This is a genomic window from Streptomyces sp. A0642 (genome assembly GCF_004795105.1).
In the GTDB taxonomy this organism is placed as follows: domain Bacteria; phylum Actinomycetota; class Actinomycetes; order Streptomycetales; family Streptomycetaceae; genus Streptomyces.
Window position 1 is genome coordinate 332,740 of record NZ_SSBL01000006.1, and the last position, 22,988, is coordinate 355,727.

The following is a 22,988-nucleotide window of genomic DNA, read 5'->3' on the forward strand; positions in this document are numbered from 1 at the left end:
CAGCTCGTCAGGCGGTGACCCGGTCCGGCTTCGGGGGATCCCTCGGCCGACCGAGCGCGGAAGCCGCTCCGCGAACGGGGGGCTGGGTACCGAGAGGCCGTCAGCGCATCCCGGCAGCAGACAGTTGCCCGAGACCAGTACGACTGCCGCACGGCTTGTCCAGCACCTCATCAGCCATGTCCTGACGTCGCCACCTCCACCAACAGGGGCAAGCTGCTGTCCGGGGGAAGGAAGGAGACCGGTTCCCGCATTCACAGGGTGTGGCGAAAAAGAGTCAGGAATGCTCTTCATGATACGGGGCATCCGGACATCGTCATGAGCGATACCCGCCCTGCCGTGTCGGCCGGGAGGACGAATTGATTCCATAAGGAGTTGGCCTTGCTGCATCCCACACCCGGTGATCTGCGTGCCGCATTGTCCTGCTACGCAGACGCAGTGATCGAGGACGAGCGCCATTCCACCCCGGACACCGTCCGGAGACGTGAGGACACGGCGTACACCCTGTGCGTCATGACGGGCGTCAACGAGGTGCGGCAGGCCCTGCACACGGCCGACACGCTCCTTCGCACCGGCGCTCCCAAGGTCACGACGCTGCCGAAGGGGGGAAGGCGGTCGGCGCCCACCCGCCCCAAGCGCACAGACACCGCTGCCGTCTGAGGCAGCCGTCCATCGGCTGGAGTCTGCCCGTGGTGCATACGTCCCGGGAGACCTTCCCCGTCCGAGGACGGACGAAGTTCCCCCGGCGGTGGTCGGCTTGGTGACGGAGACTGAGACGCCGCCACCAAGCGGCCGTTCGAGATACTGTCTGCCAGGTTCAGTCGCCGTGTGCGCGGGTGCGAGCAGTGCGCCCTTGCCCCCGGGGGCCAGCATCAACGCCTTCCGCATAGTGGTCACGCCGCGGCCTCGTGCGATCGGCCGACCGCCCGGTGTGTGGGCGGGGACGTGGTGGGCGAGCCAGTAGTCGGGTACGTTGCCGACGATTGTGAGCAGCGGTTCGCCGGCCAGATCCTCGAGGAACTCCGAGTCCCGAGTCGCGAGTGGATGCGTCGAGGTGATCGCGAGGATGTACTCCTCTGCGAAAAGTGCCGCCCCCTCGCCCACATTCTCCTCACGCCCCGGGAGCGTGATCTGGACGTTGAACTCGCCCTCGCGCAGCGGCCCGTACGGATCGGCGAGTGGGACCTCCCATATTTCCACGGCCAGCTGGGGTGGCTGTCGCGCAGTGCCTCCGTCGTCTTCATGACCATCTCGCCGGTCAGTGGGTTCGAGAACCGACATGCAGCACGGTGTTGATGCCGCGCGCGGTGGTGGCGGCCCGCTCCAGGGCGGCCTCGATCGCGCGGTGGTGCGGTTCGAGATCGGCGCGCAGCTGCCGGCCGAGTGAGGTGAGGGCGACGCGGCGGTTGGTACGAACGAAGAGCGGGGTGCCGACCCGGCTACCGAGCCCCAGAGGGCGGTGCCGCGCCGGACGCCGCCCGGCGAGTCTGCATCGGCATCGCCGCGCTGGCGGACACGGCCTGGAGCAGCGCTGAACAAGCTTATGAGGAGGGCGACTTCGGCTGGGACGACTGCGACCCCGGCCTGCTCGACAAGGTCCGCCCGGCGTTCCCTGCGCTACCGCCGGCCATGGTGGCCCTGGCGCTGCGGATCTGGGGGCACCAGCACGGCCTGGTTGCGCTGGAGGTCTATGGCCACCTGGCAGAGCCTGAAGGCCGGCGGTCAGACGCGACCACCGGGTCCCGATCTTCTCTCGCCGGGCAGAGAGTCGGCCGGTGAGGTAGTGCAGGGTGCGACTGGACAGGTCGCTCGACGACGGGTGGACAAGCACGCGGGGCTCCTGGCCGACGGTGGATCCTGGTCGTGAACCCGCCTATCAGGAGCTTTCGTCGTGCCGTAGAGCCGTCCAACACGTGACCGGCACCGCACGGTCGGAAAGGACTCACTGACCACCGGAGCGAAGAGAGCCGGCGCGTTTCCTGCGCCCCAGGGCTCGGCCGCGGACATACGGAGCTCGATTCCCTCGCGCACAGGACAGGCGTGCGGGTCGTAGATCCCCTCTCAGCGAGGCGACCCGCACAGGTATGGCGGGCAGCCCAGGAGCAGGCGGCGAAGCAGCCCCTCGGGCAGTTCGGCGGCGGCCGCCGCTTCCGAAGCCTCAGGGTTCGATGCCAGAAACAAGTCCTGCAGAGAGCTTCCGTCCGATTGCCCGGCGCGTCTACGCTCACTACGTATGGGAGCGCTCCCATAGGCGGTGAACGGCGTTTTGCGCAGTATCGAAGGTCATTCAGCAGGTGAAGGCGCGTTGCCCGCTTTGGAACCCGCTTTGAGGCTGGTCTCTCGCCGGGCGGCGCCCTATGGAGTGATCGGTCCTCTACGTGCGTTGAGGGAGAATGCGATGAGCATGCGAAGAGCCCTTCGGGCTTTCGGCGTTGTCGGAGTGCTTATGGCGGGTTCGGTGGCCGGATTCGGCGGCCCGGCCTCGGCGGTCGCCTCGCCGGCGGCCGGTCAGTCCGCCGCAGAGGGCAGGGCATCGGCGGTCGCCGCGGCGCCGGCACTGCACGTGTCGGGCAGCCGCCTGGTCACCGGGTCCAATTCCACCTTCCGCCCCCTGGGTGTCAACCGGTCCGGCGGGGAGTTCGGCTGCGTCCAGGGCAAGGAGATATTCGACGGGCCGACGGACCAGGCGGCCGTCGACGCGATGAAGGCATGGAAGATCAACACTGTCCGGATCCCGCTGAACGAGGAGTGCTGGCTGGGCACCGGGGACTTACCTCCGACAGCGCCCAGCGCGGCGGCGTACCAGCAGGCGGTCAAGACCTACGCGGACCTCCTGGTGGCCAACGGCATCAACGTGATCCTCGACCTGCACTGGACTTGGGGCGAGTACACCGGCCCCGGCGGAGGCTGCCCGGACGTCACGGCCACCTGTCAGAAGCCGATGCCGGACGCGCGCTACACCCCCACCTTCTGGTCCGAGGTGGCCACGATGTTCAAGGGGAACGGAGCGGTCGTCTTCGACCTGTTCAACGAGCCGTACCCGGACGCGGCAAACAACTGGTCCGACGCCACGGCCGCATGGACCTGCCTGCGCGACGGCGGCACCTGCGCCGGGATCACCTACCCGGTCGCCGGCATGCAGACCCTCGTCAACGCGGTACGCGCCACCGGTGCCACCAACGTGATCATGACGGGCGGTCTGGAGTGGACGAACAACCTGAGTCGGTGGCTGGAATTCAAACCGGCGGACCCCACCGGCAATCTGATGGCCTCATGGCACTCCTACAACTTCAACGGCTGCGTGACCACCTCGTGCTGGGACAGCACCATCGGAGCGGTCGCCGCCCAGGTGCCGGTCCAGGCCGGCGAGATCGGTCAGAACACCTGCGCCCATGACTACATCGACCAGGTGATGGCCTGGGCGGACGCCAACAAGGTCGGGTACACGGCCTGGACCTGGAACCCCTGGGGTTGCAGCGGTGGCAATGTGCTCATCGAGGACTGGAACGGCACACCGACCAGCACCTACGGTGAGGGGTTCAAGGCGCACCTGCTCAGCCAGACCCCCGGTGATCCCGGCGGTGACAACGCTGCGCCCACCGCTCCGGGGACTCCCACCGCCTCCGAGGTGACGGCCACCTCCGTGACCTTGAGCTGGGCGGCCGCCACGGACAACGTGGGCGTCACCGGCTACGACGTCGTCCGTGTCGCCGGCGGCACCGAGACGCAGGTGGCCGGCTCGGCGTCCAACCGGGCCACGGTCACAGGGCTGTCCGGCAACACGGCCTACACCTTCGCCGTTTACGCCAAGGACGAGGCCGGCAACCGCTCCACCCGTTCGGCCACCGTTACCGTTACCACTACCGGCACCCCGGCGGGCACCTGCTCCGTCGGCTACCGCTTGGTGGGGGAGTGGGGAAGCGGCTTCCAGAGCGAGATCACCATCCACAACACCGGCGCCGCCGCTGTCAGCAACTGGAAGCTCGGCTTCACCTTCACCAACGGCCAGACCATCAACAACATGTGGGGCGGTACCCCCACCCAGACAGGTGGTTCCGTGAGCGTAATCCCCGCCTCCTACACCGACACCATCACCGCCGGCGGCTCCGTCACTCTCGGTTTCATCGCCAACAAGGGCGCCACGAACACTGCCCCGACCACCTTCACCCTCAGCGGCAGGCCCTGCACCACAGCCTGACCACAGCCGCTGCCCCGCAACCGACACCAGTGGCGTCCCCGCACCGCAGTGGCCCCACCGCAACCCCCGGAAACCCAGCCCGGCGGTGTCGGACAGGGAGCACCCGCCGGCCCGGCCACAACCGCCGGGCCGGCGGCCATGTGGGGTGCCGAAACTGCAGCACGGCCGGGACGCGCACCACCGCCCGCTGGGCCGGCCGCGGGACTCCGGCGAGTTCGGTCCTGCGCGGCGTCACCCGCGGCAACCCACTCACCAGGTCAAACCGCGTCTACCTGCGTAGACGAGACGTCGCGTGCACCATTCCGGAGAAGGCCGACCAGGTCCGCAACCGCAAGAAGTTCGGCTCCCGAGGCGCCCGACCAGCCGAATTCTCCAAGGCCGACTACTAAAAGGGCGCGGCGGAATGCGGAGACAACCGGCTGAAGCGCCACCGAGCCGTCGCCACGCGATAGGACGAGCTCGCCGTCCGTTACGAAACAACCATGCTCGTCGCCGCCATCAAGGAGTGGCTGTGACCAGCAGCCGTCCCAGCACCCATAGGGCCTGTCCGGTTGGTCCTCCCGGAGTCCCATCGAGTCGGACGCGGGTCATGGGCCAACCGAGTCGTGGGGCTCGACCCCCCGGAAGCGTTCGGCAACGACAAGAGTGACGTCATCAATGACCGGGGTGCGTCCCCAGGTGTGGGTCGTGCGCGTCGGGTTGAACTGGTCTCGGCCTCGGCGAGTGCTCCGGCCAAGAGGGCAGGAGTGGCTCAATCAGCGCCCACAAGTCGTCGTCCCCGATCCACGACCGCGTACCCACACCCTCACGAACGGCCGGATCTTCATACCGGTGACGGCCAACCAGCACGTTTCACCGAGTTCGGGATACTGGCGGTGCACCGGGAGAAAGCCCGCCGAAGCACGTCGCTCGGTTGTCTGCGTGCTTTGCCATCGCTCGGTTCGCAGATCCCCAGTCGGGAGAGGTGTGCGAAGTGGGGCGTGTGTGACGTGGTGGTTCGGCAGACGCTCCTGTGAACCTCGCTCTCTCACGCGATTGAGGATCAGGTGGGCGGCAAAGAGTGCAGAACGGCCGTTACGAAGATTGCGTGGGCCGGACGAGTGGTGCGCCGGTTGCGTCCTGGGGCGTGCACCGGCGTATGGAAGGGCTTGCTCTTGATCGTTGAAGGGGCGGGTGCAGCGGTCAGTGAATGTCAGGGCCGCGTCCGCTGCATATGCGTGCCGGTTGCAGGTGAGAGTTGCGGAAATGTCCGTAATTGGTAACCGGGCCGGGTATCGGTTCCGCAGCCCGGGTGTGGGGCGCAATGTCCGCCGTCGTGCGCGCCTTGGTGAGAGAACTGCGGCCACGGTCCCCCGGGGTGTGATGAGGGGGTGGTGCTCACGCGCGCAGCTCTCGCAGGAGCTTTAGTAGCTGTTGCCTTTCCGGTCTTGAGGGCTGCGTTTCCGCTGTTCAGGCATGGGGTCGGCGGTCTCGGGGAGTGGTGACGTGTCGTGTCGTCGCTCTGTTGGAGGTCGGGGATGCCGTCGGTCGTGGGGCTGCTGGAAGAGCGGGAGCTGACCGCTCGCCGTCGTGTGAACATGCTGCGGGAGGAGGCGGACCGGATCCAGGCCGAGCTGGTCATGGCCGAGCGGGAGTTGAACGAGTGGGTCATCGCCCGTTCACACGTCGGCGACGTGCTGTCCCCGGGCGACGTCGCCGGCCCGGGCGCCGCCGAGGAGCCGCCCGCGCTGCCTGCATCTTCGGAGGCGGCGAAGCCGAAATCGGTGATCCCGGTGTGGCGTGCGGGCCTGGCCCAGTCAGCACTGTCGGCGGAATACCAGCGCATCGTGCAAGCTCTCGCGGACCGCAACCGGCTCGGCCAGGGCCCGCTGACCTGCCAGGAGATGGCCGCCTGCTTCGGCCTGGACCCGGTACCCGCGAAGATCGAGGCGCTGCGGGCGAAGGCGAAACGGTTGACAGCGCGCGGGTGGCTCGCCGAGCCGACGCCGGGCCGCTTCACGCTCGGGAAGGCCGCGGCCGGGCCAGGCGGCGGGTCATGAGCAGGGTCATTGACCAGTGGACCATCGCAGCGGCCGCACCACCGCCCACTCCGCATCGGACATATCCGTCGGGTAGCGGCGCGCACGCACCCCATGGTCGGCGGCGTTCCCGAACCGTGCCAGGCAGTCACACGCGAGAGTGGCCGAAGTGGACCTCGCTCCCACGATGCCGTAGAACTGCGGCAACAGGGCCTCCCGGAACGCTCTTTGGCGTAGACACCCTTTGAGCTACCAAGAGGCCTTGCTTTCATGCACGACTGTCGTCGCACTCACTCGATCGAGACTCCCGTACGACTGGCATCCTCAAGAGCTGACCGGCACCGGTCACTGAGCTCGTCAGTCAAGGTCGCGGGCCGGGTTCAGTGGGTAGTGGTCATCGCCGGAAGAGCTGAGGGTAGGGACAGGCGTCCAAGGGCTCCGCAGGCTGGTCCGCCCAGTGCCACCAGATGTGACTCGCCGGGCACTTCCAGGCATGTCGGCACACGCGCTGCTGGTCCTCGTCACGGAGAGACAGGACCAGGCCCAGACTCCTCAGCGGTTGCCCGCAGTCGGGGCAGGTCAGCGGCTCGGGAGTATGGTCCACGGCGCACAGGCTAGCTCACCCGATCCGGACTCCCGTTCGACCAGCACTCCTCAAGATCGAAACGACAACAGTCACTTAGGTGTCCTAGGCAGGGAAGGAATCGGAAGGGGTCAGAGCTACGCCTTCCTGTATGCGGCAGCCGTTCAGGTCGACCCGCAGCAGCTCCGCGTCCATCTGGGGTGCCGATGAGGACGAGGTCCTGCGTATAAGGGCTGGTGGGGTCACGAGCAGAGGAAGGGCTCGAAGCGAGCCGTCGAACCGGACTGCACCACAGTCCCGTCACCCGGGGCCGGCTGGCGAGGGTGAAGAAGCCCTGGGACCTGAGGGCCTGCCCGTAGGTGCCGCTGCCCGCTGTTCCGTCTCCAGCGTCCAAACCGTCCGGGGTGGAAGGACCTTCCGGAGCAGAGGACGGCCGAGGAGATGACGTACTGAACAATTTTTCGAAGGGGTGCGTGAACGCCGTGTCGCCGGGCACAAGGGCTATCGCACGAGGTCCTGGCATTCGGAGCTGGTCGGGATCTACCCACCAAGGGACGAACTCGGGCCCTTGTGAAGCTCATACGCACACGCGCCTGAGCCGGAATTGACGATGGAGTTTAAAATGATCATTCTTGGGCTTATTCTGCTGATTATCGGCCTGCTTGTCGGCATGGGTCTGCTGACGACGATCGGTGGCATCCTCATTCTGGTTGGCGTCATCCTGTGGATCCTGGGTGCGACCGGTCGTGCGGTCGGTGGACGCAAGCACTTCTTCTAAAGTCAGGGTGGCTTAACCACTCTCTGCGACGAGTGACGTGTCCACGGCTCTCTCCGCGTCGGAAAATCCACATCGTGGGGAGATTCTGGACCACTCGAGGCCGGGACGAGGTGAGAGCCCGGCCAGAGAGACAAGACAGGGGGGAACCCCGTGGGCGGGGCCATGCGTTGCCCCGCCCTGTCTCGTCGGCGAGGAGTTTGCCCTGAGCCGGGCTCTGCCCGCCGGTCGTCGAGCGCAGAGCCTCATCGCGGGATTCGCGTGTACCGGGGCGGCGAGTTCGCGGCGCCACGCCAGCTCGGCCCGGTGCATGGCGGTGGTGACGCCGCAGGCCCGTCGGAACTCCCCGGCGCGCGCGTCCGCTCCCTCGCCCCGTTGACGGATTTCGTTGCAGCGGAAGGCATCGGCGGGGGCCCTCGATAGCGGTGACGACGTCCATGAGCGTGATGCGCTCGGGGAGCCTGGCCAACTGGAAGCCGCCGCGGGCCCCCGGCGTCGAACTCAGGATGCCGGCCCTGACCAGTGCCTGCAGCCTCTTGCTGAGATATGCCTGGGGCAGGTCGAACCAGGCCGCCAGGCTGGCAGTGGCGTCTCTCTGCGTCTCCGCGGTGACGCAGAGAGACGCTCGCCCCGGTAGAAGCATCCCGAAGCCCGACACCACCACCAGTGCGCCAGGGCGCGGACGGCGCTTCCCGGCATTACAGCTCATCGGCCGGACGGTCTCCGGCGCCGTCACTACCGCACGCCTGCTGAAGCTCGCCGATGAAGTTCCCGGCCTGCGCGACGACGCCTTCGACCAGGCCGTCAAAACCATGAAGTACCGCTCGTTCGTCACCGCTTCCCAGAGCGCATACGAGCACACCGGCGACGATCCGATCGGCCCCGGCACACCCACTGTCATCGTGAACGGGCACAACATCGACGGCAGCCTGTACGGCGTCAACTTCGACCCGAAGGTGTTCGGACTCCTGATCCGCGACCTTCACGCACGCCCGGGTGCATGGGAGCTGGAATACGAACCTCTCAAGAAGAGACTCGATGCCACCGAGTCCTGAACGGGAGTCCCGGGCGAACGCTGTCTATACGCTGCCAGCACCGTAGAAACGTGCACCCTGACCGTGCAGCAACCATTCTGAGCAGGGTGGGGCGCGTTTTTCTGGTCGCGCCCTACCTTGCTCAGCGCGACGACGCCGGGGCGCTGCTGCCAGCAAGTGGACCGAACCCGTCACTCGGGAATCCCTCAGGTCAGCCGTTCACGTCAGAGCCGTACCGCAGGCGCGCATTCACAGCTGCTGGATCTCATCCGGTCGCCAGGGGTGCTGGCCTCGTACCTTCGACCAGCTCAACCCATGGATCCCGACGGGGGCGAGTACGGACGGCGCGCCAGCCGCGTCCTGCCGGGGTTTGTGGAAGCGAGCCAAAATCTCCCTGCCCGCCACACGATCGCGGCAGTGCTGCCCTACAGGAACGTGACACTTCGGACAAGCGACCTGCGCGCAGGCGTTCCACGCCTGACGTTGCGCGGCACGCACTGCCTGCGGATCGCGTCCGCTGCCCGCCGAGGTGAAGACGAAAGGGTGCATCCACCGAGGGTGGCAGCCCGGCCGCCGTTGCGAAGCAGATACCAAGAATATGTGCGGGCGCCCGGCTGCTCGAACACAACGGGTCGTTCGGACAGGGAAAGCCGCACCCGGCGCGGGTCTACAACAGCCTCCTCGGCGGCAAGGACAACTACGCTATCGAAGACGACGGTACTGAACCGGGTGAGCTGACCGGGTTGGCCACTACGATTCAGCGTGGCCGGCGAGCTGTCGACCAGTGCTCCTCGAACTCGGCTCCGGCTGATCTCTTCTCTTGAGAGCCCAGGGTCGAAGAGGTCCACGATCGGTGGGTTGAACGGCCAATCGTCAGGGCCACTGCGCACGGCGGTTCCGTCCTCGGCCAGCTCCACTTGGCGAATCCGACGCCCATCGGACCCCGCCTCCATCAGATAGACGACCGGTTCATCGACCTCCTCGTCCCAGCGACGCCGCAGAAATACGACGTCCCTCTCTGCAAGCGCACCGAAGCCTTCACGCCCACGCTGGGCGTCACGCTGGGCGCGCAGACCATCCAGTCCAGGAGGCATCCGAGGACCGTCGATGTCGACTTCCTCCAAGCCCTCATCCTGAGACCGGGCCACAGCGTCCGGGTCGGTGACCACCTCAACCCAGGCGAACGTTTCGAGAACCTCCCGCTTGGAACGCGCTCGGACCCACCACCATGAACCGCCCATCCCGTAGTCGTGCAGAACGAGGAAGGGGCGCTTGGGCGCGTCAGCGTTGTCGGTCATCAAGGCTGAGACTAACAACGGCTAACACAAAGAAGTGCTGGACCGGCTCGTTTCTATAGGTGGCCCGGCTCGTTGGTGGCGATGAACCGTGTCAGGGCCTGCTCCAGCAATTCAAGAAACTGCCGCAGGTCAACGGCCATGCGGTCGAGTTCGGGTTCGTCCAAGGAAGCCGTTCGTGTCCGGTAGACCGTCCCGCCTGGGGCAACGACATAGGACTGGCCGCCGCCGTTCGAACCGATGACAAGGCCGGAGGGTCTCGGGTCCGCACTTGCAGTGACATCGGCGCGCTCCGCAAGCTGCAGAAGGACATCCGCTGCCGGGGCGACGAAGTAGCCATTGCCGACGTCCGCCCAGGTGGCATCACCGATGCTGCCGTAGAAGGTGATCAGGTCAGCAGGGGCAGTTCCCGCGCGGGCAAGCAGGCGAGCTGCGGCCTGATCGTCGTGGTCGGCTGGCCGGACCTCGTTAGTCCCCGGGGGAAAACCGTGCTGGCGCTCGAAGTCGACGGTCATGACCTTCAGGGCCTCTGAGACCCTGCTCATCCATGAAGCCAGCCAAGCGCGCGAAAGCGATCGGTCACTCATGAGAGCGGATCATGACATGCGCCGCGGACATGCGCGTGGTGACCAGCGATCCTTGCTCTTCGAGGTCAACGCAATGTCCTGAGCTGCCGGTGGGTGATGAGGCAGCAGGCGAGCTTGAGGAAGGCTTCATGGATGTCGGCTCGGCGTTCCCAGCGGATGCGAAGACGTTTGAAGCCGTGGAGCCAGGCAAAACTGCGCTCGACTACTCAGCGGTAGGTGCCCAGTCCCGTGCCGTGGAGGGTCCCGCGGCGGGCGATGGCTGGCACGATGCGGCGTTGTCGGACCTGGTCGCGGTAGATGTCGTGGTCGTAGCCGCGGTCGGCGAAGAGTGAATCCGGCTTGCGTCGCGGGTGCCCAACCCGGCCCCTGATGGGTCGGATGGCGTCGATCAGCGGCATGAGCTGGGTGACGTCGTTACGGTTGCCGCCGGTGAGGATCACGGCAAGCGGGGTGCCGTGTCCGTCGGTGATCAGGTGGTGTTTCGATCCGGCTCGGGCACGATCGACCGGACTCGGTCCCGTTTGCTCCCCCCTTTTATCGCTCGCACGTGGCTGGAGTCGACCACCGCCCGTGACCAGTCGAGACGGGCCGCTGCGTTCAGCTCGGCGAGCAGAACTTCGTGCAGTTGCTGCCAGACACCGGCCTCGTTCCAGTCCCGCAGCCGGCGCCAGCAGGTCATGCCTGAGCCAAAGCCCAACTCCTGCGGCAGGTACTCCCATTGGATTCCGGTGTGCAGCACGAAGAGGATTCCGCACAGCACCTGTCGGTCCGGCAGAGGTCTGCGACCCGGGTGCCTGAACCGGCGTTCCTTGCGTGGTAGCAGCGGCTCGATCCGCTCCCACAGGTCATCCGACACGATCCACGGCGAAGCCCCCATGCCTGGACAACGCCGAACTCCTGACGCGGACACGGTCTGCAGAACCGAGCCACCTCATTGTGTTAGCTGTTGTAAGGGCTGTCCCACTGCGGAGCTGTTGGCCTGGTCAAACTCACATGGCAAATGGTCAAGATCACCTGTCAGAGGTCATTTCCGCACGCACAGGCCCCGGCACCCGGCCCGGAGGACGATGGAGTCATGGGCCCGCACGACCAGGACTAGGACGTCGTCAACCCGCACGGCCGCCGCCTGTGCGGTGTCGAACCGTCACGGACCGGGCATGCCCTGGGGGAAAGAGCGGAGACTGCAAGGGGGAGGGGCGATGACGAAGCTCGGCCAAGGGGCACTGTTCCTATTCTGCTACCTCGACGTTGTCGCTGTTCTCGCCATCGGGGACTGGATTTCCGATGTGGGTCCTCTTCTGCTTTACGGCAGCCCTGCCGCTTTCGCTACGGGGTTCGTCACCCAGGCGGCACATGACGTCTATCGGCGAAATTCGGAGAGCAACGCACCTCTGTAGGGGCCCTGTTGGACAGCGCAGTCTAAAACCGTGCTGGACGTAGTGCAGACGGTCTCCGCGCCGCGCTGCCGGGCCTGCAACTTCGACGCTGCCCGCCTGCGGGGACGCGAGGGCGGCCGCCGTAGTTCAGTCGTGCGCGTTCAAAGGCGGTCAGGCTTATCAGGCAGGCGGCGCAGGCCGGCATAGGAGGCAGACCGGTCAGCAGAAGCAGAAGAGGGCGTGGTCGCCCGTCGGCTCAGGCGGTGTCAGGCCGCCGGAACGTGTCGGCATGACGCGCACACCAGTCCGCGAAGGTCCGGGGCCTGCGGCCGAGCAGCCGCTCCACGGTGTCGGTCCGGAATCCGACGGTGTCGGCGCGCATGAGAGTGAAGCCCTCCGTGAGAGCGTCGGCGAGTGCTTGGGGTGCCCCGTGGGGGAAGCGGAACCGTACGGCCTCGGCCGGTGTGGCCGCTTCCCTGACCTCGATGTCGCGGCCGATCGTCTCGGAGATGATCCGGACCTGCTCGGTGACGGTGAATATCTCGTCGCCGGTGAGGACGTACTCCTTGCCCTGGTGGCCGGCCTCGGTCAGGGCGAGGGCGGCCACCGCCGCGATGTCCGCGGGGTCGATCGGCGCAAGGCGGCCAGGGCCGACCGGGTCGAGGACGTAGTCCGCCTCGCGGATGGTGGGCAACCAGTCGAGGGCGTTGGTCATGAAGCCGCCGGGCCGTAGGAATGTGGCGGGTATGCCGGAAGCGCGGATGATCTTCTCGCGTTCGTGGTGCCAGCGTCCCATGGCGGGTATCGGGTCGAGGGCGACGTGGCAAGAGGACAGGTGCACGATGTGGTGCACCCCGGCGGCCTCGGCGGCGGTGATGGCGGCGGTGGTGTAGTCGGTGCCGATGCCCTGTGTGAGCAGGAAGAGTTTGTCGACGCCGGCGAAGGCGGGAGGCAGTGTCGCGGGTTTCCCCAGGTCGCCGACGGCGCGCTCGGCACGCTCGGGTAGGTCGGCGGCCCGGTTGGGGTCGCGGACGAGCAGACGTAACTCCGCTCCGTTCGCGTCGAGTTCGCGGGTGAGTTCGCGGCCGATGTGCCCCGTGGCTCCCGTGACCAGTATCATCGTGGCTCCCCAAAGTCGTTTGCCGTCTAACGAGATCGAGGGAACGTTAGCCGGTGAATGATTAGCCGTCAATCGACTTGCTTGAGGCTCGGGCGGTCCCTCCCACACCTCACCGAAAGGCCGCGATGTCAGAGTTTCTGGATCTGCACGGCAGGACGTCGAAGGTGCTCCGGGCCCTGGCCGACGCGGCCATGCGACGCCACGGGCTGCACGTCGGACAGAACTACCTGCTCGCCGCGCTGTGGGAGCGGGACGGCAGCACGCCCGGCGAAGTCGCCGCCGCGCTGAACGTCACCACGCCCACCGTCGTCAAGATGGCCGACCGAATGACCGCGGCCGGGATGCTCACCCGTCGCCGCGATGACCGGGACAACCGCCTCGTCCGCCTCTGGCTCACCGACGCGGGACGTGCGCTACAGAAACCGGTGGAGGCGGAGCGGCGATTGATTGAGGAGAAGGTCACCGCGGATCTCACCGAGACCGAACGCGAATCCCTTCTGAACGCCCTGACGAAGGTCCACCGGGCGGCGAGAGAGCTGCTACTGAGCGGGTCCGTCGAAGACAGCGACTCGGCCATCACCTGAAACCCCCACGCCTTCTGCCAGACCAGATCAGACAGGCAGGAAAACAGCTCCCTGCCCACGGAGCGGCCCCTCCGTCCCCGGGGACACCAGCCCGCTCGCCCCGGCGGTCCGCGACATCGACCGCACGGTCGAGTTCCTGGACCTGGTGACGGCAGGCCACGCGTGCGTCATCGCGGCCGACCGGACCGTCCCCGGCCCGCGCGACCGGACCCCGCCCGAGGACGAGGGCGTCATCGTCCACCAGAACGTCGCGAAGGCCAGGGCCGCCCTGGACCGGATCGAGACCGCGGTCGACACCTGCAAGGTCGACATGGACACAGGACGGTCAGGGTGAGGAGGGGCCCGACGAGGTCCCTGACCGTCATCCCGGTGCCGTCGTCCTCGCTGAGAAGTCTGGGCCGCAGCCACCGGTTCGCCGCCAGACCGGCGAACAGGGCGATGGCAGCGACAACGCTGTCCCGCAATTCCTGGCGGGCGAGCGACGACAGCTACGGCACCTCGCCGCGTTGTCGAAACGCCCGAATGCGCCCAGTATGCGGGTGTCTCTCCGCCTTGCGATGCACCGCATCTGACGCCGTGCGCTGATCCACCAGGGATTGCGGGACAGGCCTTAGCCCACCGCCCGGTGTGCCAGCGCCTCCACCTGGACAGTGGTGGTGGTGGCCGACCCGGCTCCCGCCTCGGATAGCGTGTTCCTCTACGGGGTGCCATAACGGATGTGGCGCCCCCCACCGGAGGTAGTCAGCGTATGAGTTCAAAGCGCAGCAAGAATCCAGCCCTGCCCGTACTTGACGACGCATTCCGGCTCGCGTCGGTCAAGGACGCCGAAGAGTCCACCCGTGACTTGGCCGCGCGGCTGGCCACCACCGAGCTGCGCCGCGTTTCCCACCCGGGCCGGGTCACCTGGGAGCCCATCGATCAGGCCGAGCCCGTACCGGTCCCACCGAGTGTGGTCGACGGTGACGGGGACCTGTGGCTTCGGGACCGGGGCACTGGCACCTGGACCATGCCCGAGTTCAACCCGAAGGAGTTCCCCGCCCGCTGTGGCGAGGTTCTGACGTGGAACCAGCTTGCCAGCGAGTTCGGCCCGCTTACCGCACTGGCCGACGACCGCCGCATCGGCGGCGGCCGGCGTCGCTGACCGCGCCGCCTTCTGGGCTGAGCGCGCCCGTGAAGCGCCCGATACGGGTAGCTGGGAGTTCCAGCTCACCGCCGAGCTCGACGAGGGCGGCGAGCAGGTGAGCGTGGTGGTGGCGTGCGACGGTCGTGAGCAGCGTGGTGTGGGCCTGGCACCACCCGATGTCCTCGGTGCGGCTGGCGTCGGTGGACCAGCCGGGTGGCGGTCGGCCTTCAGCTGCCGTGGTGAGCGTGCGGCCCAGCTCGCCGATCGACTGCTGTCAGTCGGCCAACTGCCCGAGCAGGCCCGTGCACCAGCTTGTCGACGGCGGCCGCCGGACCGGTGCCTCGCGCCTTGCTCGGGCCCTTCGTCGTGCGAGCGGCTGCCGGGGCGGGAGACGGAGCCTGGGCGGGCTGCGCGCCGGGCTTCGGCAGCCGCTACCGGTAATCCTGAAGCTCGGCGTACGGATCTCGAGGGCACGTGCGAGGTGCGAGGAGCTCGCCGCTGACCAGCTTGCCGCAATCGCGGCGCTGGGCGTGGACTGGGCGTGACACCGCTGCGGCTGGTCGTTGAAGAGGACGGTCAAGCGAGGTGCACCGAGAGGCCCCGGGCGTCATCGCCCGGGGCCTCGTGCTGGCGGCGGGCAGGAACCGATCCCGGTATGCGGCGAGCCGTTCGCGCTGCTCGTCGGTGTAGCCGGGGCTGTCGGGCTCGGCGGAGCGTTAGCCGGAGTGCAGCTGCTTGTCCGCCTCCCACCCGGGCATGGCTCGGCTGACCACGGCGGCGTCCGCCCAGCACGCGGGCGTCCACATCGGCACCTTCGTGGACTGCGACGGCCCGGTACAGCCCGACGACTCGCGCGCGCCCGGACGCCCCTCGCGCAGGGTAATGGTGCATCGTCAAGGACGCGCCGGCCGCCCGAGCCTGCTGACCTCGCGGTGGGATACCACCGTCTACCGATTCGCAGAGGGCTCGGAGATCACCATGTCCCAGCGTCCGATTGTCCCATCACTGCGCATGATTGCGGCCTCGGTCGGAGCAGGGGCTTCAGGCGGTGTGGGTTCAGGTGACCCCGGTCAGGAGGAGATCACTATGCGCGCGGACGGCTTGTCGATGACGTACCCGTCGGCAAGCTCGGTGTCCGGGGTCTCGGCCGGTCCAGGCTGATCAAGGGTTCCGCGGTCCGGTCCCTGCCCCATGCCTCGATGTGGATACACACCCGTTCGGCGAGGGTGCGGCCGGCCGGCCCGTAGCCGGCGGAGCCAAGGCGAAAGCGCGGTTCCGAGCCACCGATGGCCATCCGTTCCAGCGTGAGGTAGGCAATCGAATCCCCGTCGACCAGGGGAGGGCTGATTGCTGGCACCGTGGGGCGGCGGAGATTGAGCGGAGTCCAGGTCCATTGCTTCCGGTCCTCGTCCGGGACCAGTGTGCGCTTCAGCCACACGTCCTGTGCATCGCTCGCCCCCCGGGCCTCAGTAGGCCAGTTGTCGCATCGCCATGACGGCTCCACTGACGCAGCCCGTAATGGCGAGGCCGGCCTGTCAACCAACGACGAGCCGACCTCTCCACTCAAACCCTGCTGAACAGGCGGCGTTCTTCCCAGCCCCTTGTTGCGCGTCGGCCAGTGCGGGTGGGGAAGGGTGTGCCACCGTGTTTGTGCTGCACCGCTCAGTTGGCGCGACGAGTCCTGACTCCGTCGGCTTCGAAGTCGTAGATGGTTCGGTTGATCCGCAAGCCGTCGATGGCGCCGATCCACATGTGGTCGCGGCCCTTGCCGACTGCGGCGGTGGAGAGGGTCGGGGCCGGGCCGCCATCGTTGAGAGCGGTCTTCAGCTGCGGAAAGGTGCACATGGTGGTCTGGTTGCAGCCGGTCACGGTTCCGGCAGTGCCTGTGAGGAACCACTTGCCGGTGGTGGTGGCGTCGAGGTAGGGACTCCACTGGTTCGTCACCGGGGAGGGATCCGGCACCCACGCCATCGTGGAGTAGGTGGTGGCCGGGGCCGCGGTGAGGTTCGGGTTGATCTCGAACCTGATGTTCGGCATGTTCCCCGGGCCGCCGTAGGAGACGTTCTCGCCGGTTTGGAAGACGTAGAACCCGACCTGGTTCAGTCCCAGTACCGGGTTGCCGTAGAAGTCGACCTCATTGCCGAAGTCGACCTTCTCGCTGGGAGGTGTGAGGGAGGTGGAGTGGTCTGCCACCGCGATGCCGAGGCTGCCCGTTCCGAAGGGCGGCCTCGAGGAGGGGCCGGTGACGCCGAACGAGCCGAACGGGCCGTTCCTCAAGGCGGCGACGGGAGAACCGATCGTGTTGCGAGTGATCACACCCCAGTGGTCCGAGCCCCCCCGACCTCCGTCGGCGACGGAGGATGCCGATCCCGGGACAGCCGAGACAACGATCGCGATCAGCGCTGTGACCCCGAGCGTCACTTTGCGCTTCACGCCAGAGCAAGCGTTCACGCTTCGCTCCTTTCCTGGACGATTGAAGGGCAGGCATATGCCTGCACCGAGCCAAAGTAACCACTCTCCGTAGTGAAACCCGCAGTGAATCGTTGCTTTATATGCCGATTAATCCCTTCGGGGTAGCGGGCATGTGAACTTTCCGTGTCCATGAGCAGCCCCAATGGTCCGGTCAGCCCTCAGTTGGTTGAGCGTTCGCCGGGCACTTCGCCGTCGGCTCCCGCGCGATCCCCGCCACTTCCGGACCCGCGGACTGTGCGGCGAGACGCGACAGCCCGCCCTCGCGGACCAACGTGTCAGACCTGGCCGCCACTGCCCTCCGACGCTGAACCTGGACCGTTTGCCATGGAAGTGGGACCCATTCGGGGTGCCGTCCCTGCTTCAGCGGATCGCCCACGTCACCACGGCCCGCGAAATTGCCAGGACGGAGGCGGGGTGCGCACTAGGGCTTCCGCGGGTGCCCGGGAGCGGTCACCATGGAGGTCCGTCGGTGACCCGGGGGTGGGGGATGAGCGAGGGGGCGGACGTTCCGGACGGGCAACTGGAGCCGGACGGGCCCGCGTGGTGGCTAGCGCTGGCCTGCCTGGTGGGGCTGCTTCTGGCCTACGTCGTGCTGACGAACTTCACCGGAGAGCTACGGGCGGCGCTGTGGGGCGAACCCGGGACTGTGACCGAAACCCGCTGCCGGACGTACGACAATACCGTCGCCAACGCGGGAACCTCGACGTCCTGCTCGGGCACTTTCACCGCAGACAACGGCAACGCGTCGTTCGACGTCACCGTCGAGGGTGACATCCACTCGCAACCGGTACGTGCGTGGTGGGTGGACGGCAATTCCGGCACCGCGTACGTCTCACCGAGCCTATGGACGGGGGTGCTCCCCGTGGGGCTCTCCCTCCTCCTGGTCGGCGTCCCGGCGGCGGTGACGGTGGAGCGCGCGCGCCGCATCCGCCGACGGCGCCCGAGGCCGGCCCCACCCGGCCGGCCCGGTCCACCGTGGCCGGTTCCGAGTGCGGACGATCCGGGGATCTCGGACTTCTGATCACACCGCGCTGCGGTCGCGCGCCACAGTCCCCACGCCGTCTGCCCTCTACGGTGACCGGATCGCCGAGGGCGAACTGGCCTGCTGCATGGCCGCCACCACGGCGAGAAGGTTGACGTAGCCGCTAGCAGCTGATGCTGGAGGGGAGGGAGGCTGCCCACTCGGAGTCGGTGCTCGGCAACCGGATTTCTGCCCAGGTGGGAACGTACCTCGAGGCCAGGACTGGGCTTCTCCCGCCGGCAGGCCGGCTTGGCAGCGGTGAGGACTTGCCCGGCCGTGTTCAGCGGCTCCGCCCATTAGGAGGTGGGGCACCAAAGCAGGCTGACACACAACCTCGGAGATCGGAACACTGAGCGGATGAGGTACGAGGAGAAGGCGAAGCTCATCGCGGCGAGAACTCTGGTTCCCGTGGCCATCGTTGTTGCCGCGCCAGTGTTGCTGGTAGCCGGCGTGTCGGTTCGCCGCCGGTACCTTCGGTACGTCTGCCGCGATGACGCCCCGCTGATTTTGGAGAAGGGGCAGGGACGGATCAGTGTGCACTGGTTCGTGGTCACCAGTCCTCTTCTCAGATGGTTGTGCCGGCCCACGGAGGCACTCGCCCGACTCATTTCGCGCCGAGGTTGAACGACAAGCTCCCGGCCTGGGCAGCCGCACGGCTCGGTGGGACGCCAGGGGGCACGCCGCGGCTGAACGCACCCGACCGAAGCACTGCCCGATCAGAACTCACACGGCAGGAGCTGGACCAAGCCGACCCAGTTCTTCTCGTCCACCCAGGTCTGCGTGGCGCGGACCCTCCAGCGGCCGCCGGGCAGCGGGACCGTTGCCTGGGCGGCCATCCCGCCGCCGGGGTACTCGACGCCCAAGTCGGAACCCGCTTCGGCGGAGTCCATGAGCACGGCCGGGCCGTCCGAGATCCAAGTGCCGCACGCCTCCCACACCGTGGCCGGATCGGCGAGGGCTACGTCTGCCGCGGCCCGCAGCCCAGCCTCGGAGTCGGCGGCGAGCCACCGTAGGAACGCCCGGTGTTCGGGCAGATAGCAGCTGGTCGCTGGCTCGTCCGCCAGCACCAGGGCCTGCGCACCGTGCTCGTCGACAGGGATCACGCCGGCCAGGTCGTCCACCGCGCAGGCCCGGTCGTAGTCGTCCGGACCGGTGGTCTCTCCCGCCATGTGACCACTCTCCGCCGTGCCCCCGCCCCAGGCAGCCAGGGCGGCGACGGGAACGACGATGAGAGGGCCGCCCATCGACTCCACCCAGACAGGGCAGGGACGGGAGACATCGGCATCGTCGGCGGTGGAGGAAGAGGTGATCATGCGGCCAGTGTGCCTCTCCCACTGACCTCGCCACCACACTCTGTGATGAACTGTGGCCCGGTTTCGCGACGTTGATCTCGTCTCGAACAAGAGAGTGGGAGGGACCGTGGGCCTCGGTGGGGGGACGTGGCAGCGACTGACCGCCGTGGTGCTCGTCATGGCGGTGGGGGCCGGGTGTACGGGGCAGGGCGAAGGCGCGGGCGGCGGAAACGACGTAGACCTGCTGCGCAACCACGACTGGACGCAGATGCCGGGCACCACCGCGCGGAACGACATCCTGCGGGTCAGCGCATTGGATCGGCACATCGTGGAGCAGGACTCCTCCGGCGGCCAGCCCAACCCCCCGCTGAACCTGGCCGGCCCGCATCTTGTGTCTGATGGCGACTTCACCGTCACCGCGCGCATGTCCGGTGTGGGTGACGATGACGGCGACGCATGGCTGCGGCTGTACGGACGCGTACCGGTCATCTACGACGAGTGGCGGCAGGAGCCGCCCTCACTCCGCGTCGGCGTGACCGCTGACGGACAGGTGAAGGTACAGATATGGGACGGCGAGGGCGATGAGCCAGCCACCTCCAAGGATTTCGACTGCGGCTGCTCCGGAACGGTGACGCTCGCAGTGTCGAACATCGGTGACACTTTCCGCGTGAAAGCCGACGGGCGGCGGCTGGGAACCGTGCAGGACCCGGGGGTGTTCGCCGAGGGCACTGTCTGGTTCGGTCTGGAGGCGGACGCGGGCGAAGACGAGCGCCGCGAGGGATGGCGTCTGACGCGGCTGATCGCGCGAGCAGAGAGCGGCGACTCGCTCCGCGTGGTCAAGGCGCCGCAGCTACGCCAGGAGCAGTCCGACGACTCGCTGCGTGCGCGGGCCGCAGACGTGGGGCGGCCGTTCGACGTCGGCGCCGCCCTGGCCGAGAACCCGCTGTTCACCGACTCACGCTACCGGGCGCTCGCGGGAAGCCAGTTCTCCATGCTCACTCCGGAGAGCGCGTTCAAGCCACAGTTCCTCCACCCACGCCGGGGCGTCTACGACTTCCGCGACGCGGACCTACTCGTACGCTTCGCCCGGGCAAACGACATGAAGGTGCACGCGCACACCCTCGTCTGGCACGAGGCTCTGCCCACCTGGATGCGGGAGAACGACGACCCCGAGGAGGTGCGCCGGACCATGCTCCGGCACATCGCCATGGTCGCGGGGCACTTCAAGGGAAAGGTCGCGGAATGGGACGTGGTCAACGAGCCCCTGTCCGACGACGAGAAGAGCTACGCCGACGGGGATCTCGGTCTGCGCTCCGAGCAAAGCCCGTGGTTCGAGGCCATGGGGGAGGAGTACATCGACGAGGCGTTCAGGGCCGCCCACCAGGCCGATCCGAAGGCACGACCGTTCCTCAACGAGTACGGCGTCGAGGAGGAAGGTGAGCGGTGGGACGCCCTTTACGATCTGGTCAAGCGGCTCAAGGAACGCGGCGTACCGATCGACGGCGTGGGTTTCCAGAACCATGAGTACGCACCCGGCGACCGTATCGACCCGGAGACCTTCCGCAGCCATGTACGGGATCTGGCGGAACTCGGGGTTCAGGCGCGGGTGTCGGAGATGGACGTCCCCATAGGTGAGGACGAGGAGGACGGGCAGCACGTCCAGGCCGATGAGATGGCGGGCAAGCTGCGGGTCTGCCTGGAGGAGCCGAACTGCACATCGTTCTCCACGTGGGGATTCACCGACCGGTACGGTTCCACCGCCGACACCAAGACCTATCCTCCGCGCACGGCCGATTCCCTGCCGTGGGACGCGGCCCTGCGGCCGAAGCCGGCGTACGAGCGCTTGCTCGAAGCCTTTGACGAGGCGTGAGAAATCATCCTCTAGCGTGCGGACGTGTGACTCGACGGCCTCCGCGGCCAGCGACCTCGCATCACTCACCGCGCGATCATGCCGGACCGCTCCAGCACTCATCGCCACCGCACGGGCGAGTGGCACCGCCGGCGCCACTGGTACGCCCTGCACAAGCAGACCCCGCCTCTGCCCGGGTCTCGCCCTCCGACGTGCCGGCCCACGCCCTCATCACGGCCGCGATCGACGCCCTGGAGCGAACCTCCGGCAATTCTCCGCATTGAGGACCAATCCACCTCCTCCGCAGCGTCGAATTACACCGACACCCCAGCTACGGAGGCGGTGGCCCATGAGCACACCCACACCCGCCGGCCCTCACCCGAAGGCCGCGGCCTGCAGCCGCCCGGCTTCGGCCAAGCATCCCCCACCCCCCTGGAGCACGCCGACCCCAGCCACGCCCGCTTCCTCGCCGTCCAGACCCCTCATGCCCGCACCGGCGGCCACGGCCAGGACGACGACGCGGCGGGCACCCGATGAGCGGCACCCACAGCGGGCTCCACGACCCCCACGGGCGAGGCCGGACTGCCCCTGGACCGCGCCCCGCACGAAGCCCTCGTGACCGCCGTCCTCGCGTGGAACGACCCGGACCTCGCCCCCAGCGACTACGAGCAGATCGCCCTCCAGCTCACCGGGCACGCCCGCGCCGTGGCCGCCGACGTCCGACGACACGCCGCCGCCCTGCCCAAGAGCGACGGCCGCGGTGCCCTCGCCGAAGTCGTACTCCGTGAAGCCGACGGCCGCCTCTCCGCCCCGCTCGAAGGAACAGCCCGCTGCGGTCCAGAACCGTGCCCGCCTCGTACGCGCCCTGTACACGCGGCTGGACCGCCTCACCGCTCGGTCGACGGGTTGAGCTGCGTCACGGTTGCCTTCCGCTGCTCAATGAACCTGGCCCACCAGAGCTACGCCGACCACCGTCGTGCTACGTCAGCCTTCCGAGGTGCCCATGGTCCCGAAGGTTTCACGCAACAGCTCGTCGATGGTTCCTGGCTTGCCGACCAGGGAGTCGAAGAGATCCGCGAGCAGCCACAGCACGAAGCCGTGGACCATCGCCTCCTTCGGCTCGATCGCCCCGAACCGGTCGCGCCAGGCCACGGTGTCCATGCCCATGGCAGCAGCCATCAGGACGCCGGTCACCATCGGCACCTCCTCCGGGTCGGCCGCCTCGAAGGAGGGCAGCCGACGGATCACGGCAGGGATGAGGTCGTTGAGCGGATCGAGCTGCTTCCCACCTCCGGGCGGTTCCGCGATCAAGTACCCGGTCAGCACCCCCACCAGAAACACCGTGCCCCGGGAGACCTCCTCACGCCCGACGGAATCCATCGCCGCCTTCACCCGCTGTTGGGCCTCCTGGCGCTCCTTGGCGGGCGTCCGCTTCTCCAGGATCCGGTAGGTGTCCCACGCCGCACGGACCGCCTCGTCCACCACTACTCCGTCGCTGTTCATGAAGGCGACCGTAGACGAGACGCCTTGCTCGGCGAAGGCCGCCACCGGTGTCACGCACAGCCCTGCCCTGTGAGGTCTATGAGCCTCACAGGGCACTTCCCCGGGCGGACGCGCTGAGTGGTGAGGGTGTGAGGCTGTGAGACGGACCCGCGCCGGTGTCA

Annotated in this window: 17 protein-coding genes and 6 pseudogenes; 14 read left to right on the top strand and 9 right to left on the bottom strand. The window is 67.7% G+C overall.

Going from position 1 to position 22,988, the window contains the following annotated elements:
• Positions 1–378: 378 nt before the first annotated feature.
• On the top strand, positions 379–657 hold the full coding sequence (locus E6R60_RS15185; protein WP_136327065.1) for a DUF5133 domain-containing protein: 279 nt from the start codon (positions 379–381) through the stop codon (positions 655–657).
• A 180-nt stretch (positions 658–837) separates the two neighbouring features.
• Here the strand turns inward: E6R60_RS15185 and E6R60_RS15190 are convergent.
• Positions 838–1,278, bottom strand: a pseudogene (locus E6R60_RS15190) (LysR substrate-binding domain-containing protein); the annotation flags it as partial.
• A 210-nt stretch (positions 1,279–1,488) separates the two neighbouring features.
• Between E6R60_RS15190 and E6R60_RS37395 the strand changes: the two are divergent.
• A pseudogene (locus E6R60_RS37395) lies at positions 1,489–1,650 on the top strand (TetR/AcrR family transcriptional regulator); the annotation flags it as partial.
• A gap of 49 nt (positions 1,651–1,699) precedes the next feature.
• On the opposite strand, the pseudogene E6R60_RS37400 reads toward E6R60_RS37395, so the two are convergent.
• Positions 1,700–1,828 (bottom strand): annotated as a pseudogene (locus tag E6R60_RS37400) (IS5/IS1182 family transposase); the annotation flags it as partial.
• A gap of 567 nt (positions 1,829–2,395) precedes the next feature.
• On the opposite strand from E6R60_RS37400, the gene E6R60_RS15205 reads away from it, so the two are divergent.
• From E6R60_RS15205 to E6R60_RS15225, 3 genes are all read left to right on the top strand, one after another.
• Positions 2,396–4,195, top strand: a complete 1,800-nt coding sequence (locus E6R60_RS15205) for a cellulase family glycosylhydrolase (protein WP_136327066.1) — start codon at positions 2,396–2,398, stop codon at positions 4,193–4,195.
• A 1,517-nt stretch (positions 4,196–5,712) separates the two neighbouring features.
• Positions 5,713–6,234 (top strand): hypothetical protein, encoded by a 522-nt coding sequence (locus E6R60_RS15210; RefSeq protein WP_136327067.1) that lies wholly within the window; start codon positions 5,713–5,715, stop codon positions 6,232–6,234.
• Positions 6,235–7,418: 1,184 nt separating this feature from the next.
• Entirely contained in the window at positions 7,419–7,574 is a 156-nt protein-coding gene (locus E6R60_RS15225) for a hypothetical protein (protein ID WP_136327069.1), read from the top strand.
• Here the strand turns inward: E6R60_RS15225 and E6R60_RS15230 are convergent.
• Positions 7,513–8,103 (bottom strand): Rrf2 family transcriptional regulator, encoded by a 591-nt coding sequence (locus E6R60_RS15230; RefSeq protein WP_240802579.1) that lies wholly within the window; start codon positions 8,101–8,103, stop codon positions 7,513–7,515. The genes E6R60_RS15225 and E6R60_RS15230 overlap by 62 nt on opposite strands.
• On the opposite strand from E6R60_RS15230, the gene E6R60_RS37405 reads away from it, so the two are divergent.
• Entirely contained in the window at positions 8,009–8,626 is a 618-nt protein-coding gene (locus tag E6R60_RS37405; protein WP_240802567.1) for a hypothetical protein, read from the top strand. The genes E6R60_RS15230 and E6R60_RS37405 overlap by 95 nt on opposite strands.
• Positions 8,627–9,219: 593 nt before the next feature.
• A complete protein-coding gene (locus tag E6R60_RS37005) occupies positions 9,220–9,429 on the top strand; it encodes an SAM-dependent methyltransferase (RefSeq protein ID WP_206309426.1) in 210 nt (69 codons plus the stop codon).
• Positions 9,430–9,956: 527 nt separating this feature from the next.
• Here E6R60_RS37005 and E6R60_RS15250 read toward each other — a convergent pair.
• The 3 genes and pseudogenes from E6R60_RS15250 to E6R60_RS15260 all read right to left on the bottom strand — a co-directional run bounded on the left by E6R60_RS15250 (position 9,957) and on the right by E6R60_RS15260 (position 12,983).
• Positions 9,957–10,415, bottom strand: coding sequence for an SMI1/KNR4 family protein (locus E6R60_RS15250; protein WP_136327070.1), 459 nt, complete (start codon positions 10,413–10,415; stop codon positions 9,957–9,959).
• 137 nt (positions 10,416–10,552) lie between these two features.
• Positions 10,553–11,364, bottom strand: a pseudogene (locus tag E6R60_RS15255) (IS5 family transposase).
• Positions 11,365–12,119: 755 nt separating this feature from the next.
• Entirely contained in the window at positions 12,120–12,983 is an 864-nt protein-coding gene (locus tag E6R60_RS15260; protein WP_136327071.1) for an NAD(P)H-binding protein, read from the bottom strand.
• Between the two features lie 125 nt (positions 12,984–13,108).
• On the opposite strand from E6R60_RS15260, the gene E6R60_RS15265 reads away from it, so the two are divergent.
• From E6R60_RS15265 to E6R60_RS15280, 3 genes and pseudogenes are all read left to right on the top strand, one after another.
• Positions 13,109–13,567 (top strand): MarR family winged helix-turn-helix transcriptional regulator, encoded by a 459-nt coding sequence (locus tag E6R60_RS15265; RefSeq protein ID WP_136327072.1) that lies wholly within the window; start codon positions 13,109–13,111, stop codon positions 13,565–13,567.
• Between the two features lie 82 nt (positions 13,568–13,649).
• Positions 13,650–13,901 (top strand): annotated as a pseudogene (locus E6R60_RS15270) (DUF6192 family protein); the annotation flags it as partial.
• A gap of 414 nt (positions 13,902–14,315) precedes the next feature.
• Positions 14,316–14,708: a hypothetical protein gene (locus E6R60_RS15280; RefSeq protein ID WP_136327074.1), complete on the top strand. Its 393-nt coding sequence runs from the start codon at positions 14,316–14,318 to the stop codon at positions 14,706–14,708.
• 1,644 nt (positions 14,709–16,352) lie between these two features.
• Here E6R60_RS15280 and E6R60_RS15290 read toward each other — a convergent pair.
• Positions 16,353–17,006 (bottom strand): hypothetical protein, encoded by a 654-nt coding sequence (locus E6R60_RS15290; protein WP_240802568.1) that lies wholly within the window; start codon positions 17,004–17,006, stop codon positions 16,353–16,355.
• Positions 17,007–17,631: 625 nt separating this feature from the next.
• Between E6R60_RS15290 and E6R60_RS15295 the strand changes: the two genes are divergently transcribed.
• Positions 17,632–18,183, top strand: a complete 552-nt coding sequence (locus E6R60_RS15295) for a hypothetical protein (RefSeq protein WP_136327075.1) — start codon at positions 17,632–17,634, stop codon at positions 18,181–18,183.
• Positions 18,184–18,899: 716 nt separating this feature from the next.
• Here the strand turns inward: E6R60_RS15295 and E6R60_RS15305 are convergent.
• Positions 18,900–19,496 carry an Imm21 family immunity protein gene (locus E6R60_RS15305; RefSeq protein ID WP_136327077.1) on the bottom strand — a complete coding sequence of 199 codons (597 nt, stop codon included), beginning with the start codon at positions 19,494–19,496 and terminating at the stop codon, positions 18,900–18,902.
• Positions 19,497–19,602: 106 nt separating this feature from the next.
• On the opposite strand from E6R60_RS15305, the gene E6R60_RS15310 reads away from it, so the two are divergent.
• The 3 genes and pseudogenes from E6R60_RS15310 to E6R60_RS37415 all read left to right on the top strand — a co-directional run bounded on the left by E6R60_RS15310 (position 19,603) and on the right by E6R60_RS37415 (position 22,234).
• Complete coding sequence (locus tag E6R60_RS15310; protein WP_136327078.1) at positions 19,603–21,345, top strand: endo-1,4-beta-xylanase; 1,743 nt, start codon at positions 19,603–19,605, stop codon at positions 21,343–21,345.
• 321 nt (positions 21,346–21,666) lie between these two features.
• Positions 21,667–21,861 (top strand): hypothetical protein, encoded by a 195-nt coding sequence (locus tag E6R60_RS37410; RefSeq protein WP_240802569.1) that lies wholly within the window; start codon positions 21,667–21,669, stop codon positions 21,859–21,861.
• A pseudogene (locus tag E6R60_RS37415) lies at positions 21,858–22,234 on the top strand (DUF6415 family natural product biosynthesis protein). The gene E6R60_RS37410 and the pseudogene E6R60_RS37415 overlap by 4 nt, the downstream one beginning before the upstream one ends.
• Before the next feature lie 74 nt (positions 22,235–22,308).
• On the opposite strand, the gene E6R60_RS15325 reads toward E6R60_RS37415, so the two are convergent.
• The gene (locus E6R60_RS15325) at positions 22,309–22,827 is read right to left on the bottom strand and encodes a hypothetical protein (RefSeq protein WP_136327079.1); all 519 of its coding nucleotides are present in this window, start codon (positions 22,825–22,827) and stop codon (positions 22,309–22,311) included.
• Positions 22,828–22,988 lie beyond the last annotated feature (161 nt).

Coding starts and splice junctions, on each gene's coding strand:
- E6R60_RS15205 (WP_136327066.1), top strand. CDS start 2,396: ATGAGCATGCGAAGAGCCCTTCGGGCTTTCGGCGTTGTCGGAGTGCTT.
- E6R60_RS15210 (WP_136327067.1), top strand. CDS start 5,713: ATGCCGTCGGTCGTGGGGCTGCTGGAAGAGCGGGAGCTGACCGCTCGC.
- E6R60_RS15225 (WP_136327069.1), top strand. CDS start 7,419: ATGATCATTCTTGGGCTTATTCTGCTGATTATCGGCCTGCTTGTCGGC.
- E6R60_RS37405 (WP_240802567.1), top strand. CDS start 8,009: ATGAGCGTGATGCGCTCGGGGAGCCTGGCCAACTGGAAGCCGCCGCGG.
- E6R60_RS15250 (WP_136327070.1), bottom strand. CDS start 10,415: ATGACCGTCGACTTCGAGCGCCAGCACGGTTTTCCCCCGGGGACTAAC.
- E6R60_RS15260 (WP_136327071.1), bottom strand. CDS start 12,983: ATGATACTGGTCACGGGAGCCACGGGGCACATCGGCCGCGAACTCACC.
- E6R60_RS15265 (WP_136327072.1), top strand. CDS start 13,109: ATGTCAGAGTTTCTGGATCTGCACGGCAGGACGTCGAAGGTGCTCCGG.
- E6R60_RS15280 (WP_136327074.1), top strand. CDS start 14,316: ATGAGTTCAAAGCGCAGCAAGAATCCAGCCCTGCCCGTACTTGACGAC.
- E6R60_RS15305 (WP_136327077.1), bottom strand. CDS start 19,496: ATGATCACCTCTTCCTCCACCGCCGACGATGCCGATGTCTCCCGTCCC.
- E6R60_RS15325 (WP_136327079.1), bottom strand. CDS start 22,827: ATGAACAGCGACGGAGTAGTGGTGGACGAGGCGGTCCGTGCGGCGTGG.